The 16,712-nt window shown below is 60.0% G+C and carries 13 protein-coding genes; 1 reads left to right on the top strand and 12 read right to left on the bottom strand.

Annotation, left to right across the window (positions count from 1 at the left end; all coding sequences use genetic code 11):
- Nucleotides 1–278: 278 nt before the first annotated feature.
- The 8 genes from P3C29_RS32160 to P3C29_RS32125 are packed head-to-tail and all read right to left on the bottom strand — an operon-like array spanning nucleotide 279 to nucleotide 9,792.
- Nucleotides 279–830 carry a GNAT family N-acetyltransferase gene (locus P3C29_RS32160; protein WP_275966423.1) on the bottom strand — a complete coding sequence of 184 codons (552 nt, stop codon included), beginning with the start codon at nucleotides 828–830 and terminating at the stop codon, nucleotides 279–281.
- Nucleotides 827–2,227, bottom strand: a complete 1,401-nt coding sequence (locus P3C29_RS32155) for an LLM class flavin-dependent oxidoreductase (RefSeq protein WP_275966422.1) — start codon at nucleotides 2,225–2,227, stop codon at nucleotides 827–829. The genes P3C29_RS32160 and P3C29_RS32155 overlap by 4 nt, the downstream gene beginning before the upstream one ends.
- 36 nt (nucleotides 2,228–2,263) lie before the next feature.
- The gene (locus P3C29_RS32150; RefSeq protein WP_201122837.1) at nucleotides 2,264–3,922 is read right to left on the bottom strand and encodes an ABC transporter ATP-binding protein; all 1,659 of its coding nucleotides are present in this window, start codon (nucleotides 3,920–3,922) and stop codon (nucleotides 2,264–2,266) included.
- Complete coding sequence (locus tag P3C29_RS32145; RefSeq protein ID WP_275966421.1) at nucleotides 3,919–4,782, bottom strand: ABC transporter permease; 864 nt, start codon at nucleotides 4,780–4,782, stop codon at nucleotides 3,919–3,921. The genes P3C29_RS32150 and P3C29_RS32145 overlap by 4 nt, the downstream gene beginning before the upstream one ends.
- 15 nt (nucleotides 4,783–4,797) lie before the next feature.
- Nucleotides 4,798–5,850 carry an NADP(H)-dependent aldo-keto reductase gene (locus P3C29_RS32140; RefSeq protein WP_275966420.1) on the bottom strand — a complete coding sequence of 351 codons (1,053 nt, stop codon included), beginning with the start codon at nucleotides 5,848–5,850 and terminating at the stop codon, nucleotides 4,798–4,800.
- Between the two features lie 32 nt (nucleotides 5,851–5,882).
- Nucleotides 5,883–7,136 carry an acyl-CoA dehydrogenase family protein gene (locus tag P3C29_RS32135; RefSeq protein WP_275966419.1) on the bottom strand — a complete coding sequence of 418 codons (1,254 nt, stop codon included), beginning with the start codon at nucleotides 7,134–7,136 and terminating at the stop codon, nucleotides 5,883–5,885.
- 23 nt (nucleotides 7,137–7,159) lie between these two features.
- Nucleotides 7,160–8,092 (bottom strand): ABC transporter permease, encoded by a 933-nt coding sequence (locus P3C29_RS32130; protein ID WP_275966418.1) that lies wholly within the window; start codon nucleotides 8,090–8,092, stop codon nucleotides 7,160–7,162.
- Nucleotides 8,089–9,792, bottom strand: a complete 1,704-nt coding sequence (locus P3C29_RS32125) for an ABC transporter substrate-binding protein (protein WP_275966417.1) — start codon at nucleotides 9,790–9,792, stop codon at nucleotides 8,089–8,091. Before P3C29_RS32125 ends, P3C29_RS32130 begins: the two co-directional genes overlap by 4 nt.
- A 433-nt stretch (nucleotides 9,793–10,225) precedes the next feature.
- Between P3C29_RS32125 and P3C29_RS32120 the strand changes: the two genes are divergently transcribed.
- Nucleotides 10,226–12,376, top strand: coding sequence for a TonB-dependent receptor (locus P3C29_RS32120; RefSeq protein ID WP_275966416.1), 2,151 nt, complete (start codon nucleotides 10,226–10,228; stop codon nucleotides 12,374–12,376).
- Nucleotides 12,377–12,429: 53 nt separating this feature from the next.
- On the opposite strand, the gene P3C29_RS32115 is transcribed toward P3C29_RS32120, so the two are convergent.
- From P3C29_RS32115 to P3C29_RS32100, 4 genes are all read right to left on the bottom strand, one after another.
- Entirely contained in the window at nucleotides 12,430–13,050 is a 621-nt protein-coding gene (locus P3C29_RS32115) for a hypothetical protein (protein WP_177115335.1), read from the bottom strand.
- A 31-nt stretch (nucleotides 13,051–13,081) separates the two neighbouring features.
- Nucleotides 13,082–13,975 (bottom strand): hypothetical protein, encoded by an 894-nt coding sequence (locus P3C29_RS32110; protein WP_275966415.1) that lies wholly within the window; start codon nucleotides 13,973–13,975, stop codon nucleotides 13,082–13,084.
- A gap of 304 nt (nucleotides 13,976–14,279) precedes the next feature.
- Entirely contained in the window at nucleotides 14,280–15,110 is an 831-nt protein-coding gene (locus tag P3C29_RS32105) for a DUF3320 domain-containing protein (protein WP_275966414.1), read from the bottom strand.
- A protein-coding gene (locus P3C29_RS32100; protein WP_201124604.1) for an IS3 family transposase occupies nucleotides 15,103–16,253 on the bottom strand; the annotation gives its coding sequence in 2 pieces (ribosomal slippage) (nucleotides 15,103–16,019 and nucleotides 16,019–16,253; 1,152 coding nt in all). The genes P3C29_RS32105 and P3C29_RS32100 overlap by 8 nt, the downstream gene beginning before the upstream one ends.
- Between the last annotated feature and the right edge of the window lie 459 nt (nucleotides 16,254–16,712).

Below are 16,712 nucleotides of genomic sequence, written 5' to 3'. Positions count from 1 at the left end.
GTCCAACCTTGCAGAATCGGGCTTTGCGCCCAGGCAACCGTTCGGACTAGTTTAGGAAGGAACCTGCTCCGACCCATGCTCACTCACGATCTCGAAATCAGAGGGCACTACGGTCTGAAGCAGGTGAAAACAATCTTACAAGGGAACGCCGAGCCCTAGCGAGGCGCCGACAGGCGGGGCAGAGCCCTTTGCTTACTTTGGGGCTTTTCCAAAGTGAGTCGCTGTAAGAGCGAAACCCTAAGCAGCCGTTACCGAAGAAACGGATATGTACTCAACCCTCACCCCCCAGAAATCACCAAAGGCACCCGATAACGCACCAACGGCAACGGCTCATCATGTTCCACCACCGTCTTTTCAGTATGCGGCTCAGCCACAAACCCAAGCGCTCGGTAGAAACCCAGAGCACGCCGATTCCCCTGCACCACCCAAACGGTCGCACTGGCATACCCAGCCTCAACCAACTGCTCCCGTACCCGCCCCCAAAGCCGCGTGCCAATCCCCTGCCCCCAAATCCCGGGCAACAGATTGAGCGCACGCAATTCTCCAGTGGCCGACGACGCATCCACATCCCGACTGCTGCCAAAGGACGCCCACGCCACCAACTTCCCATCCCGCTCCACCACCCACACCGACAATGTGCCGCCGGCTATGGCCTGGGCCAGGAAGGCCGTGCGCTGGGACACGCCGCCGTTCAGGTCAGCAAGAAAACGCTCGGACAGAATCTCCCGATACGCCGCCTGCCACGTCTGCAAATGAATGAGCGCCAACTGCGGCGCATCTTCCACCCGTGCCGGTCTGAAATGCAGGGGTTCCTGCAGCCCTCCACTCACAACGAAAACCGCAACGGCAACGCCGGCTGAAGCAACGCCGCCGGATCCCGATAACGCGCGCCAAAGTGGTCCCCAGGCAACCGCGCCTGCCCAGCCCCGAACAACCGCTCCCGCAACGTCTCGCCCTCGTTATACCGCTCACGAAACCGCCCACGACGACGCAACTCCGGCACCACCAATTCAATGAAATCCCGCGCCGTCTCAAACGACAAATACTGCCTCAGGTTGATCCCGTCGATCCCATCCTCATCCAGCCATTTCTCAATCGCATCCGCCACCACCGTCGGTGTACCCGCCACAAAAAACCGCTCGCGATTAAACCCCCCAAGCTGCGCCAATACCGCCCCAACAGTGGAGTCCGCTTTGTACCGACTCAAACTCTCCCACCCCTTGACCTGCCGACTCACCAGATCACTGATCAGGGTATCCCGTGGATACGCCGTCAAGTCGATCGCCGACTGCCCATGAGCCAGGGAGGCCTCGACACTCACCAGCTTGCGGTAGCTGTCGAGCTTGGCACTGACCTCTTCATCGGTCCGCCCGACGATCACCCCGGCCATGACGATAAACTTCAACCCCGCCGGATCGCGATCATGCTCCACCGCCTTCTGCCGCATGGCCTGGATATTCGCGCGCACCGCCGGTGCATCATTCCCACCGGTAAACACCACCTCAGCATGCCGCCCGGCAAACTCGATGCCCGCCGGTGACCCCGTAGCCTGGAACAGCACCGGCGTACGCTGCCGCGAAGGCTGGCACAGGTGCGGCCCGGCGACCTTGAAGTGTTCGCCGACGTGGTTGATGTAGCGCACCTTGTCCGGGTCGGTGTAGATCCGGCGCTCGCGGTCGACGATCACGGCGTCGTCGTCCCACGAGCCTTCCCAGAGTTTGTAGAGCACGTCGAGGTATTCGTCGGCGATCTCGTAGCGGTGATCGTGGACCACCTCGGTGTCGTGGCCGAAGTTGCGCGCCGCATTCGGCAAGTACGAGGTGACGATGTTCCAGCCCACCCGGCCCTTGGTCAGGTGATCGAGGGTGCTCATGCGCCGCGCAAAGGCGAACGGCGGTTCGTAGGTGGTGGAAAAGGTCGCGCCAAAACCAAGATTCTTGGTGACCCCGGCCATCGCCGGAATCACCAGCAGCGGGTCGTTGCTGGGGATCTGCATGCCTTCACGCAGCGAGGTTTCGGGGCCGTCGCGAAAGCGGTCGTAGGTGCCGATCACGTCGGCCAGGAACACACCGTCAAAGGTGCCGTATTCCAGCAATTGCGCAAGCTCGGTCCAGTAGTCCAGGTCGTTGAAGCGGTGCCGGTTGTTGTCCGGGTGCACCCACAAACCATGGACGATGTGACTGACGCAGTTCATCTCAAACAAATTCACGTGCAGCTGCTTGGGCACCAGGAACACTCCTCTGTAGATACTGTTTCCAATACGTCAGATCGCTACGTTCAGGTAGAACGGGATCGGCGTGTGGTCGGTTTCAAGGGTCGGAATCGCGTCGATCAGCGCGCGGGTATAGGCATGGGCCGGGCGGTCGAACACCGCGCGCACCGAGCCGGACTCCACCACTTCGCCGGCCTTCATCACCAGCACGCGCTCGCTGACGTGGTTGATCACGCCAAGGTCATGAGAGATGAACAGGCAAGCCAGGCCGAGGCGGCGCTTGAGATCGTCAAGCAACTCCAGGATCTGTGCCTGTACCGACACGTCCAGCGCCGACACCGGCTCATCGCAGATCAGGATCTGTGGCTCGGAAGCCAACGCCCGGGCAATCGCAATGCGCTGGCGTTGGCCACCGGAGAGTTCGATGGGGCGGCGCGACAAGGCGCTGGCATCGAGGCGCACCAGGTCCAGCAGTTCCAGGGCGCGTTCGCGCCGTGCGTGACGCGGTACGCCGGCCACTACCAGCGCTTCGAACAGCACACGCTGCACGGTGTAGCGCGGGTCGAAGGAGCTGAGCGGGTCCTGGAACACCACTTGCACCGCACGCCGGGCTTCGCGTTTTTGCTTGGCGTCGAGGTCGGACCAGCGCTGGCCCTTGATCCATACCTCGCCGGCATCGGCGGTTTCCAGGCCGAGTATCAGGCGGGTCAAGGTGGTCTTGCCGCAGCCCGATTCGCCCACCACGCCGAGTGTCTCGCCGCGACGCAGTTGCAGCGACACCTGGTTCAGCACCGTGCGGGTTTTACCGTCGGGGCCGACAAAAGTCTTGGACAGCTCGCGGGCTTCCAGCAGCACTTCGCCCTGGGGCGCAGGCTCGGGTTCAACCGCCGTGAGCAGCCGGCGGGTGGGTTGGAAGTGCACCGCCTTGGCCGCCCGCAACAGCAATTGGGTATACGGATGACGCGGGTCTTGCAGGACCTGTTCGGTGCTGCCCTCCTCCACGATCACCCCGTGGCGCATCACGGCCACGCGGTCGGCCAGGCGCGAGACCACCGACAGGTCATGGCTGACCATCAGCAGTGCGTTGTCTTCACCACGCAGGCTTTCCAGCAGCGCGATGACCTGGGCCTGCACCGTGGCGTCCAGGGCCGTGGTGGGCTCATCGGCAATGATCAGCCGTGGGTTGCAGGCAATGGCCGAGGCGATCAGCGCGCGCTGGCGCAAGCCACCGGAGAGTTGCCACGGGTATTGGCTGGCGCGCAGTTCCGGTTCCGGCACGCCGACATCCCGCAGCAGCTCCAGCACCCGCAGGCGGCGCGCTTCCAGGCCCAATGACGTGTGCAGGTGCAACGGTTCTTCAATCTCGGCGCCCACACGGCGCAGTGGGTCCAGCGCGCCCAGTGCGTCCTGCATCACAAAGCCGATGCTCGCGCCGCGCAGTTGCTGCCAGGCCCGTTCATTGAGCTGGCGCAGGTCGACGCCCTGGAAGGCCAGCTTGGCGGCCTGGACGCGAGCCTCCTTGCCGGTGAGGCCGGCCAGGGTGCGGGCGGTGACGCTTTTGCCGGAGCCCGATTCGCCCACCAGCGCCAGGCATTCGCCACGGTTCAACTGCAGGCTGACACCGTGCAATACCGGCTCGGCCTGACCGAAACGTACGGTCAGGTCGCGGATGTCGACCAGCGGGCCGAGGGTATGGATATTCATCGTCATAGAGGCTTTCCTTCGCTGCGGCGCAACAGTTCGCGGCCGATGGCACTGATGGAGACAACGGTCAGGGTGATGATCAGAGCCGGCCAGGCCACCAGCCACGGCGCGTTGGCCAGGAAGCTGCGCCCGATGGCCATCATGCCGCCCCACTCCGGCGCGGGCGGCGGTGCGCCAAAGCCGAGAAAACTCAAGGCGGCACCGGCGGTGATCGCACCGCCGATGCCGATGGTGGCGAGGATCAGCACCGGCTTGAACGCATTCGGCAGGATGTGCCGCAGCACCACGGCCAGCTGCGATTGACCGAGGGTGACGGCGGATTCGACGTAGCCGGCGTTGCGCACGGTGAGGGTTTGCGCCCGCACCAGCCGCGCATACCGCGGCACGCCGGCGATGCCCACGGCAAGGATCAGATTGGCCGTGCCCTGGCCGAAAAACGTGATGATCACCAGCGCCAGCAACAGGTCGGGAAACGACAGCAGCACATCAATCCCGCGCATCAAGGCGCCGTCCAGCCAGCGCGGGCCAAGGCCGGCGATCAACCCGAGCAAGGTGCCCCAGGCCAGCCCCAGCGCAGTGGCGGCCAGGCCCATGAACAGCGACGAACGCACGCCATAAATCAGCCGGCTGAGCACGTCACGCCCATTTTCATCAGTGCCCAGCCAATGCACGTTGCCCGGTGCCTGGAACGCCAGGCGCGCCGAGGCATCCAGCGGGTCATACGGGGCCAGCCACTGTGGAAAAACAGCGGCCAGCAGCAACAGCCCAACAAATACCCCGGCGAGCAACAGCCCGGGCCGCAGTTGGGTAAACCCGGCAAGACGCAACGGGTGATTGCCGCTCAACGTTTCAATGCTTTGCGTCATGCCAGGCTCCTCGTTCTAGGGCGCGGGGTTGGGAATGCGCTGGTGGATGGCCTGGACCTGCGCCCTGATCTCGTCGCTGAGGCTCACGTCCAGCGCGCCGAGGTTGTCGCGCAATTGCGCCAGGCTGGTTTGCCCGGTGAGCGCGCTGGTGACGAAGGGTTTGTCGATGATGAACGCCAGCGCCAACTGGGCCGGTGTCAGGCCGTGTTGCCGGGCAATCTCCACGTAGCCGGTGATGGCCTCCTGGGCCGAGGCGCTGTCATAGCGATTGAAGGTGCGGTACACCGCCGACAACCGCGAGCCCTCGGGCCGTGCGCCGCCCAGGTACTTGCCGGTGAGCGCACCGAAGGCCAGTGGCGAGTACGCCAGCAGGCCGACGCCTTCGCGGTGGCTGAACTCCGAGAGCCCGCCTTCGTACAAGCGATTAAGCAGGCTGTAGGGGTTTTGCACGCTGGCAATGCGCGGCAGGCCAAGGCGTTCGCTTTGCTTGAGAAACTCGGCGACGCCCCACGGGGTTTCGTTCGACACACCGATGTGACGCACCTTGCCGGCCTTGACCTGATCGGCCAGCACCGCCAGGGTTTCTTCGATGGCGACGCTTTGGATGTCTGCCTGATACGGGTATTCACGCTGGCCGAAGATGTTGGTGGTGCGATCGGGCCAGTGCAGTTGGTAGAGGTCGAGGTAGTCGGTGTTCAGGCGTTTGAGGCTGCCCTCCAGGGCTTCGACGATGTTGCGCCGGTCGTGATGGCTGAGGCCGTCGCGAATGTGCTGCTGGCTGCTGGGGTCACGGGCCGGGCCGGCGATTTTGCTCGCCAGGATCACCTCGTCCCGCCGGCCGCTGGCCGCCAGCCAACTGCCGATATAGCGCTCGGTGGTGCGCCAGGTTTCGGCCTTGGTCGGCGTGGGGTACATCTCGGCGGTGTCGATGAAATTGATGCCTTCGGCCAGCGCCAAATCAATCTGCTGATGGGCATCGGTTTCGGTGTTCTGGTGGCCCCAGGTCATGGTGCCCAGGCCCAGCACACTGACTTGTAGGTCGCTGTTGCCCAGTTGGCGGTAACGCATGGGTGATCCTTTTGTAGTGAAGGGTTGAAGGCTCATACCGCACTCGCTTCGTCGCGGGCGGCCTGCTGCTCGGCGTCGGCGGCTTGCAGGCTGCGCCACGCGGCGTTGGGGGTGACGTCGTTGAGGTAGTAATTGCCCAAGGCCCGTTCGCGAAAAATCGCCGGGTTGTGGGAGGCCAGCGTGCGGGCGTTGCGCCAATGCCGGTCGAAGCGACGCGACTCGCTGGTGGCGGATGCGCCGCCGACTTCAAACAGCAGCGTGGTCGCTTCCAGCACCTGTTCCAGCACGATCTGTTGCGCCTGATACGCACGGATCTCGGCCTCGGTGTAATGCTGTTCGTTGGCGTAGCCGCCCTGCTCTGCTTCGTGCGCCTCCTGCAGCACCTCGGCGACGGCCAGCACCTGGGTGCGGGCGGCATAGGCCAGGCTCGACAGGCGACCGATCACCCGCTGCACCAGCGGGTCATCCTTGGGGCTCGATTGCCCCGGGACGCCAAACGCGCGGGTGCGGCCTTTGACGAATTCGGTGGCATCGCGCAGCACCGCATTCGCGATGCCGGCCAGGGTCGCCAGGTGGAACAGCTGGTAGAACGCGCTCAGGTAGGACTCGGCACGCAGCTCGTCTTTCTTGAAGCGCCGCACGATGTGTTGCGCCGGTACGTCGACCGACTTGAAGCGGGTGGTGCCGCTGCCGGTGAGGCGCTGGCCAAAGCCGTCCCAGTCGTCCTCGACGGTGACACCCGGCGCATCGGTACGCACCGCGAGGCTGACAAAATCCTCGCCATCCAGAGCCACGGCAGCGATCCAGTTGGCGTACAGCGTGCCGGTGCAGTAGTACTTCTCGCCGTCCAGTTGCCAGCCGGAATCGACCGCGCTGAGGGTTACCGAGTTGCGGGTGGTGTCGGTGCGCTCGGCCATGGCGGCGCCCCACAGTTCGCCGTCGACGACTTTGGCGAACCAGTACGCCTGGGACTCGCTGTCGCGGCTGGACAGCCGGCCTTCTACAAAACCGAAATGCGCGCGCACGATCTGCGGCAGGTTTGAATCGGCCTCGCCCAGCTCAATCAACAGGCGAAACAACTGCGGCAGGCTGGCACCCAGGCCGCCCTGGGCCTGCGGTACGCGCAGGGCACCAAAGCCGGCCTCTCGCAGCCACGCCACCGCATCGTGGGCCAGCTCGCGCTGCTGCTCGCGGGCGACGGCGGTATCGGCTATCCGTGCAAATACGTCGGCGAAACGCTGGTGCAAGTCGGCATAACTCACTTCAGCGGGGATCGAAGCACTCATGGTTTTTCCTTCTTCAAAGGCACTCACGCTTGATTGGCCCGGGGGTCAATCCAGCGGTTGATCAAATCGACGGCTAGGTTCACCAGCACGTACACCGTGGCCGCGAGGAGGGTCACGCCCAACACCATCGGCACGTCTTTGTTACTGGTGGCGTCGAGCATCAGGCGCCCGATGCCCTGGCGTGCAAACAGCAATTCCACCACCACCGCGCCGCCCAGCAGGCTGGCGAACACGAACCCCGCCAGCGTCACCAACGGCACAAGCGCATGGCGCAAGGCATGGCGCAGGCGCACCGCCGTTTCGGACAGGCCGCGTGCGCGGGCCATGGCGATAAAGGGTTGTTCGAGGGTGTCTTCCAGGGACTGGCGCAGCAGCTGGGTCAGCACCGCCGCTACCGGCAAGGCCAGCGCGACGGAGGGCAGGATCAACGAGCGCCAGCCCACCGAGCCGGACGGCGGCAACCAGTGCCAATGAAACGAAAACACCAGCAACAGCAGCATGCCGATCACAAACGAAGGCGCCGACGACAGCACCAGCTCGCCGCCTGAAACAACCGAGCGAACCCAGCGCGAACGATTGGCAGTGAGGATCGCGCACACCAGTGCCAACACCACCGCCAGCAGCGCGGCGCTCAGGGACAATTGAATGGTTGCGCCAATCTGCTCGGCTATCGCCTGCTGCACCGGGATGCGCAGGCGGTAGGATTCACCCAGGTCGCCGTGGGCCAGGCGCAGCAGATAATCGCCGTATTGCACGATCAAGGGTTGGTCCAGGCCATACTCGGCCCGCACCCGCGCCAACAGCTCCGGCGTGGGCATCGCATCCGGGCCGCCGAGGATCGCCAGCGCGGTATCACCGCCACTGAAGTTGACGGCGAGGAAGGTCAGCGTCGCCGCGCCCCACAGCACGCCAATGCCCGCCAGCAGGCGCCAGGCGATGGATTTGAACAGACTCATGGTTGCCCCCGGTCCAGCCAGATGCTGGTGAAAAACGGCACGTTATGGGAGGTGTCGAAAATCACGCCCTGGACTTGTCGGCCATAGGCGGTGAGTACCTGGGCTTCCACCGACGGCACCGACGGCACGGTTTCGGTCAGGCGCTTTTGTGCTTCGCCATAGAGCGCCTGCAACTCAACCGGATCGCGGGATTGGCGGGCAGCGCTGAGCACGCGATCCAGTTCGGCATCACGGAAGCGTCCAACGTTCTGGCCGATCCTTTTATCGGTGCTGATGGACTCGCTGTGATAAAGCACGAACATGCCGTCGGGTGTATTGGTGTGCCAGTAACCGTCCGCCATCGCCTGGAACTTCCCGGCATAGCGCCTCTCGATCACCCGGGTCAGCGGCAGCATCTCGACGGTCATCTCAAAGCCGACTTTTTTCAGGTCGGCCTGGATGGCCACCGAAACGCTGCCGGGAAAGGCCGGGCTGCTGTAGGCCAACAAGGTCGCCTTCAGGCGCTGCCCAGCCTTGGTCCGATAGCCCTGGGCGTCGCGCCCTGTCCAGCCGGCATCGTCGAGCAAGGTATTGGCCGCCTTGACGTCGTAGGCCAGGGCCTCTTTGTTGGGCTGATAAAACCGGGTATTCGCCGCCAGGAAATCGGCTTTGGCGATGTATTCGCCGAAGCCGGAAATCCACGCCAATCCTTCGCGGTCGACGGCTTTGGCCACGGCGCGACGTACTCGCACGTCGTCGAATGGCGCCTGCTCAACGTTGAACACGATGCCGCGGCTCGGGTTGCCCTTGCGAATCCGGCTGCGCATCACCAGGTCGGGGTTGGCGCGGATGGCGGCAGCGTTCTGGGCCGGTGCATCGAGGGCGAAATCCGACTGGCCGGACTCAAGCGCCGTGAAGCGGATCATGGCTTCGGGGACGTAGCTCAACTCGATACGGTCCAGGTATGCCTCACCCGTGTGACGGGTCACCGGCGGCGCCCAGTTGTAGCCGGGGCGCTTGGTGAACACTGCACCCTGGTCACGGGTATAACTCTGCAACAGGAACGGGCCGCTGCCGATGGGATGCTCGGCGATGGTCTTCGGCGCTTCGCGTATCTGCCTGGGGGAGATCATGCTCAGCCAGGACTGCGCCAGTACGTCGAGGAAAGGCGTATAGGGTTCGCGCAAATGGGCTTCGAAGGTGTAGTCGTCGATGACTTTGCCATCCAGGTACGGCGCGATATAGGCCGCTGCCAGTGGGGACTTGGTCGCTGGATCGCGCATGTGTTCCAGGTTGGTTTGCAGCGCCTGGGCGTTGAATTTCTCGCCGTCGCTGAAGGTCACGTCGTCGCGCAGGTGAAAGGTGTAGGTCTTGCCGTCGTCGGAGATGTCCCAGGAGCGGGCCAGCCATGGGCTGATGTTGCCCTGCTCGTCCTGGTACACCAGGCAATCGAAGAGAATCCGGCCCATCCACTGGATGTTGCCGTTAGACAGTGCGTGAACATCGAAACTGCCGGCGTCGGAGGCGGCTGAGACGCGCAAAGTTCCGCCACTGTGCCCCGGTGACGACTCATGAAAGTCCGTCGCCGAATAAGTCACTACACCGTTGGTGACCGTGCCATCAGCCGCAGACGTTTCATGTTTCGGTGCCGCAGCCGGTGAGCAGGCATTGATCGCCAGGGACAGTGAAATAACCGCCGAAAGTTTCAGGATGGTTGTCAATGACGCTTCCTTAGAGGAACTCGGTGAACACTGAAAGTTTGCAATTACGGGGGGTAATGCAGTGAGCATGCCAGTCTTCAACAAACGCCATATTGACCACGAAACCAGCGCAAAACCCTTGTAAAACGGGGCAAACATTGCCAAACACTTATATGGTTATACCCGTTATACACCCCGGAATTGTTGGCAGCCTTACACACTGCTTATCAACTGTTGCGTTCGCGACAGTTGCAGTAATCCCGTCCATTAAAGTTGACTGTTGAGAATCAAACACCGATTCAAAACAAAGTATCCCGCAGAACACTTAACCTGAACTAAGCGCCCGTAATCCTTGGCCAATAGTCTTGGCACAGAAACTGCTCAGAGCGAAACAGGCATGACTATTCGAATAGAAAGCTGGGGCTCATTTATCTATTCACAAGGAACACGCTTAATGGATCCAATCTTTCGGGGAGAGTTGCAAAAGTTGACACTTGCCGTGCGGCAAGCAACTTGGCTGGCGATGGTGGGGCTGGGCTCAGCCCTGGTTTTTTCCGCCAGTGTGCAGGCAGATGACGAGGTCACACCGACGACCGGAACACGGCTAAAGACGGTGACAGTAGAGGCACACAAAATCACGCCCGTTGAGGCAGCCAAAAGTCAGTTGTCCGAAGTGCCAGGCGGCACCAGCGTGGTCGACAGCGAACAGGTGGCCAAGGGACGCACCGCTACCTTGCAGGACACACTCGCCTATCAGCCGGGCGTATTCGTCCAGTCCACCGGCGGCAACGACGCGGCCAAGATCTCCATCCGTGGCTCCGGCGCCAACACCTCGCCGGGGTATTTCCGTGAGGGCATCAAGTTCCTGTTCGACGGCCTGCCGATCACCGGCCCGGGCGGCACACCTTACGAATTCCTCAACGGCTCGGGGGTGAACTACACCGAAATCCTGCGGGGTGCCAACGCCTTCCAATACGGCGCGCTGAGCCTTGGCGGCGCCATCAATTTCGTCAACCAGACCGGCTACACCGCACCCGGGCTGCGGGTGCGGGCGGAAACCGGGAGCTACGGCTACAACAAGCAAAGCCTGAGCGTCGGCGGCGTCGAGGGCGCGTTCGATTACTACCTGAATGCCGACAACTACCGCAGCGACGGCTACCGCGACTATAGCCTGTCGAAGAGCCAGGGCGTGGTGGCCAACTTTGGCTACCGCTTCAGCCCGCAACTCGAAACCCGGGTGATGCTGCGTTACCGCGACGAGTTCCACAACGACCCGAGCGCCACCACCCTGGACGCGGTCAAGCACCACTCCGACCGCGCCAGTGCCACCGCGGAAAGCAGCGGCGCCGGCAGCCGTCGCCCCGGCAGCGTATGGCTGGGCAGCAAGACCACCTACACCTTTGAGGACGACGCCACCCTGTCGGTGGGTTTCGTCTACTACCAGTACGCCCACAACAACAGCCCGAACAGCCCGAGCAACCCCAGCTACTGGGACTGGCATGACCTGAGCGCGGTGATCAACTACGACCGGCGCGACACCCTGTTCGGCCACGAAAGCCGCTCCAGCCTGGCCTTCACCTCCACCGAACACCTCAAGGGCCAGGTCGACTCCACCTTCGCCAACAAACAGACGCGCAAGTTCGTCGACTACAGCTCCTCGTTCGATCATGTGTTCTCCCTGGGCAACGACCTGGAACTGGTGGACGGCCTGTGGCTGACCAGCGGCGTATCGGCGATCAACGTGCGCCGCCACGCCGACGTCAAGGAAGCCCTGGTGGCCAACACCACCACTTACCCGAGCGACGTGACCTACGACAACTGGAGCCTGGCACCGCGACTGGGTGTGCGTTACGAGTTCACCCCGCAACTGCAGGTGTTCGCCAACGTCAGCCGTTCGGTCGATCCACCGGCGTCGTGGGAGTACTCCGGCTCCGGGCCGACCACGCCGTACGTAAGGCCGCTGGTGGAGCAGAAAGCCAATACCGTTGAAATCGGGATCAAGGGTTCATCAGGCATCTTCGACGGCAGCCTCGCGCTCTACCGTTCGTGGGTGAAAAATGAATTGCTCAACGTGCAGATCATCCCGGCCACCTCCACTGCCGCGGCGATCACCGGCGCCTTCAACGCCACACCGACGATCCACCAAGGCATCGAGACCGGCTTGAATACACGCCTGTGGGAAAACACCTCGGGTGAAAAGGTCACCTTGCGCCAGGTGTACACCTACAACGACTTCTACTACCGGCACGACCCGACCTTCGGCGACAACCAGTTGCCAGGGATTCCGAAGCATATCTATCAGGGCGAAGTGCAGTATCAGCACCCGGCGGGCTTCTATACCGGGGTGAATGTGCAATCGGCTTCGCGTACGGCGGTGGACTATGCCAACAGCTTCTACGCGCCCTCCTACACCATCTTCGGGGCGAATGTGGGGTATGAAACACCGAGCAAGGACTGGAAGGTGTCGCTGGATGTGAAGAACCTGACCAATCAGAAATACGTGACGGCGGTGCAACCGTTGTATGACGCGAAGGGCCAGGATACGGCGTCGTTGTATCCGGGGGATGGGATTGGGGCGTATGTGGCGGTGGAAATGCGCTATTGAGTTGTCTGCGTGAACCGTCGACAGAGCCCGTTAGGCGCTGTCGACGATTTGACTCAAATCTTGCTAAGAAGACGAATGGCAAACAGAGCGCCTTGTCCGATCGAATGATCCACCGCGTGCATCAGCGCTTTCGCAGCGTCTGGAGAGAAGCCAGCCGAAATGGTGACCGACGCCAGGATACCTAGAAAATAAATAACCCAGTCTTTGCGGCTCAGGCGCTTAGCTGCTTCTGCGGCCTCATCTAGCTGCTCTTTCAATATCGTAAATTGCTCTGCGCTAATAAACGCATTATTCCGTACTTCATCAAGTACCAGATCCAAACCATGCCGAATAGTGTCTAAATCTTGAGGTGTAAACGATGTTTGTTGACTACGCGTTTCAACGGTACCGAATAACCGAGCTTGGATCGGCACACTAGCGAGCCGAATGGTGGCAACGCTGTAATTGCTAGTCATCAGTCTTATTTGTACGAAACCATCTTTGCCTGCATCGACCAGAACAGATTTACCAACAGTTAACGTCTCTTCTCGGTCTAAAAACGTCTCCCCCCCAATAACAAGATCGGCGCTACCCGTTGTGCAGTTAAGAGCAGTGATTACAACGTTGAAGGGGCTAAACTCACCCGCTTCGCGTAACCGAAGCACTTGGGTGACAGGTTGAAATGGAGGGGTCATGAGAGTCCTTGTCTATGGATTGCTTTGGGAGTTACGCGGTTATGGCAAACCGCTGAGCATCGAGGGCGGCAACAGCCGAGAATCCAGCGCCCTTTTTGAAGCTCATGTTATGGACAAAATTCTTCATCGCATCCGACGGATCGATGGTTTCGAGGTTAAGTCCGTCAACGGTTGGCCTAGAGAACGCAACACTCAAAATCGGCTGCTCCTCCATATGACCTGTCGAGCTGTTGAGCACATTGTCCAGAGCGGTGACGATGACCAGGTCATCCGGCAGGATTGCCAACAACTCTCGACCTACTCGCAAGGCGCAACTGCACACGTAGTCCTGATGAAGTTCGTTGAACCGCCCAGCAGGCATAGCTTTGGTCGACAGCTTGCCGCTTTTGAGTAGAGATTTGATTTCGGTCGGAATCACATCGGAGCCATGGATAGCGACTTTGGCTTCTAGTACACCACTTTCATGAACAATCATCTGAATAGCTGAGCCGAGGTGTGATATTTCTGCAAACGACTCGAAAGCTTCGATGGCATCTAGCTTGGCCTGACGGTCACCATCAAGGATACGGATCGCAATGTCCCTCTCCCCTGCCCACTCGGTATGGGCAGTTTTCCATTCAACAAGCTGAGCCTGATATTGCCTTTCGTCTTCCGCCTGCGCGGTGCCAATCTTGCCTACAAGGGCTACGCGCTGACGAGCCTCTAGCTTGAAGAGACGAGCCCAGAAATTGGGGTGATATGTAGCGGCCGCATGCGTAGCTTCTTGCTCAAGAGTATTGCTCTTGAGTGGCTGTCTAGGTTCAGGGTTGGAGAGAAGTCGCTTCCATTTAACCGGCTCGGCACATTCCTTGTGCATCGAAAGGAGGATATCTACGTGATTTTCGTAAACCTCAAATTCATACGCTGCTTGTTCCAGCGCTTCCATCTTTGCGTACTCATTCTGTCGCTTTTCAAGCTCACGCTGACGGCGATGAGCGTTGCGCTCTGATCGCCGCGCAGACGCTTGCAGCGAACGTACAGTCCCTTTCCAACCCATCACGACTCTCCATACCGTTCATATGATGGCACATTAACATAGCTCGTATGTGTTGCCTGAATCACCTGCGCATTTGGCAACCGAAACATCAGTTAACCCAGAAAGAGCGCATTGGTACTCCACGCTTCTCAGAGCAAAGGCACGGTCAGTTCCCCAGAAGTAAGGGGACCTTCACGACCCCCATATTTCTCGTTTACTCCGCCATTTGATGTATGGCCTTCTCAATCCGCTGACGTCCTGCATGAGCAAGCTTGCTTACACCAGCTTCTTTCGCGACCGCGTATATCAAGGCCTCCCCTTCATGCCCCCGCTGCACCATCTCATCAACCAAAGCACGCAGTTCTGGCAGGCAGATTTCAGATAGCCCTCTCGTGGTGTCTTCATCGCCGGGCTTACGAAAGACTACACTGGCATCCGACTCGATATGAGTAGGCCAGAAAAAGACTCCTGTCTGCTCCTCTTCATGTGAGCGGAATCGAGCCCGGGCAAGTTGGTCAACGCGATCACGTATCCGTGAGCCGGTTCGTACCCAGCCATGAGCACGTGCAATGCGCCTTGCAAGCGCCGTGTCCAGAACCGGTCCCTCTTCCGCCACGACATGAGCAATCATCTGCTCCAACGTTTCCGTGTAACTCGCCTCAAAGAACCGATCTGGATCGACCAACCCTACAGCCTGACGAGGGTCGGATTCTTTATAAATCAAATATTCAAGGGGACGAGCAAAAGCCAGGACATCCTCATCTGGTTTGATAGATGCAGCCTTGGCGTACTTCAAATCAGGGAATGCACCTGAGGGGTCATTGGATGACCCCACACTATCCACCGTGGCGACCACAGTAACCTGACTTACTACCTCAATGACCTCAGCCATAGCTGCGTCGATTTTTAGTCGCTCTGCCTCTTGAGCGGCATCGATGACAGCCTGCTTGGCTCGGGACTCAGCAAGGAGTTCGGTCAGACGTTGATGTACCTTTTCGGCAGTTCCAATTGCATCAACCTGAATCGCCCCGGATTCTCTAGACACCTTGCAAGCTCATTGCGTAACGCTTTTCAAACTCTACCGGTGACAGCTGATTGTTGAAACCATGGCGGCGTTTTACGTTGTAGAACATCTCGATGTAATCAAACACATCACTCAGAGCATCTTCCCTCGTGGTGTAGATTTTTCGCTTGATCCGTTCCCGTTTCAGAAGCTGGAAAAAGCTCTCGGCCACGGCGTTGTCATGACAGTTGCCTCGGCGACTCATGCTGGCAACCAAATTGTTTGCCTTCAAAAAGCTGCGCCAATCGGAGCTGCTGTACTGGCTGCCTTGGTCGGAATGAACCATCACCTCTTGCTTCGGTTTACGCCTCCAAACCGCCATCAACAACGCATCAATAGCCAAATCACTGGTCATCTGCGACTTCATTGACCAGCCAACGACCTGCCGAGAAAACAGATCCAGTACCACCGCCAAATACAACCAGCCTTCATACGTACGAATGTACGTGATGTCGGTTACCCAAACCTTGTTGGGTTCCACAACATCGAACTGGCGCTTCAGCAAATTGGGTGAGACGACCGCTGGCTTACCGCCGTACTTTCCAGGGCGGCGTCGATAACCTGTCTGAGAACGCAGACCTTCAAGACGCATCAGCCTCGCCACACGATGACGACCACAATCCTCACCGACCTCGCGCAGATCGTCGTGGATTTTGCGATAGCCATAAACGCCACCGCTCTCCAGCCAGGAATGCTTGATCAAACCCAGCAGTCGCTGGTCGTCTTTGGCGCGTACAGATTGCGGCTCAGACAGCCAGGCGTAATAACCGCTGGGATGGACTTTCAGCGTCAGGCAAAGCCGTCGAATCGAATAGTCGCCCGCTCGCTGCTTTATAAAGGCGTACTTCAACCGCACTCCTTGGCAAAGTACGCGGCGGCCTTTTTTAAGATGTCTCGCTCTTCGGTGACCCGCTTGAGTTCGGCTCGCAGACGACGCAGTTCAGCGTGCTGATCATCGTCTTGCTTCCGTTCTCCTTGAGGTTTGCTGTAGCGCTTTATCCAGGCATAGAGGCTATGCGACGACACGCCAAGACGCGCCGCCACATCAGCGACAGGCAGCTTCTTTTCGGTCACTTGATTGACCGCTTGGATTTTGAATTCTTCGGGGTAACGCGGGTTGCTCATGGCACCTCCTAATTGACCTCAGTTTAAGGCAAAGAGGTGTCTACGAAACCCGGGGCGATTCACTCCTCGGCATACCTTCCCCGCTCGCAGCGCTGACACCATCCTGTTGCATTGAATCGGTTGTCACATGTTCACCTAAGACCAAACACTCATTTGGATCTGGCTACCCTCGTCGATCTGACGCGTGTTTTCAACTAATTGCGGCTTGGAATACCAATCAAAAAAAACTCAGACCTATATCACCTCTGTGAACGCCCACCGTATTAACTGCGGTAGGGATTTGGCGTGCCTGCTTTTTGGCTAGTACGCTCATCACTTGAGAGGATTTACGTATGTATGCCCCTTGCCCTAGCTGCAATTCTGGACGTGTCGCAAAGAAAAATATCGGTAAGCAAACAACGGGTCTTTTTGCTCAGTTGCCTACTCTATGTCGCCTTTCAAAGGTCAAACCGGTATCAA

Source organism: Pseudomonas sp. 1912-s (genome assembly GCF_029269205.1).
In the GTDB taxonomy this organism is placed as follows: Bacteria; Pseudomonadota; Gammaproteobacteria; order Pseudomonadales; family Pseudomonadaceae; genus Aquipseudomonas.
This window is presented reverse-complemented; position numbering and strand designations above follow the sequence as displayed.

What these genes read in the sequence shown, in the direction of transcription:
- P3C29_RS32140 (WP_275966420.1), bottom strand. Translation starts at nt 5,850, where the DNA reads ATGCGTTACCGCCAACTGGGCAACAGCGACCTACAAGTCAGTGTGCTG.
- P3C29_RS32150 (WP_201122837.1), bottom strand. Translation starts at nt 3,922, where the DNA reads ATGACGATGAATATCCATACCCTCGGCCCGCTGGTCGACATCCGCGAC.
- P3C29_RS32145 (WP_275966421.1), bottom strand. Translation starts at nt 4,782, where the DNA reads ATGACGCAAAGCATTGAAACGTTGAGCGGCAATCACCCGTTGCGTCTT.
- P3C29_RS32120 (WP_275966416.1), top strand. Translation starts at nt 10,226, where the DNA reads ATGGATCCAATCTTTCGGGGAGAGTTGCAAAAGTTGACACTTGCCGTG.
- P3C29_RS32110 (WP_275966415.1), bottom strand. Translation starts at nt 13,975, where the DNA reads ATGGAAGCGCTGGAACAAGCAGCGTATGAATTTGAGGTTTACGAAAAT.
- P3C29_RS32135 (WP_275966419.1), bottom strand. Translation starts at nt 7,136, where the DNA reads ATGAGTGCTTCGATCCCCGCTGAAGTGAGTTATGCCGACTTGCACCAG.
- P3C29_RS32130 (WP_275966418.1), bottom strand. Translation starts at nt 8,092, where the DNA reads ATGAGTCTGTTCAAATCCATCGCCTGGCGCCTGCTGGCGGGCATTGGC.
- P3C29_RS32115 (WP_177115335.1), bottom strand. Translation starts at nt 13,050, where the DNA reads ATGACCCCTCCATTTCAACCTGTCACCCAAGTGCTTCGGTTACGCGAA.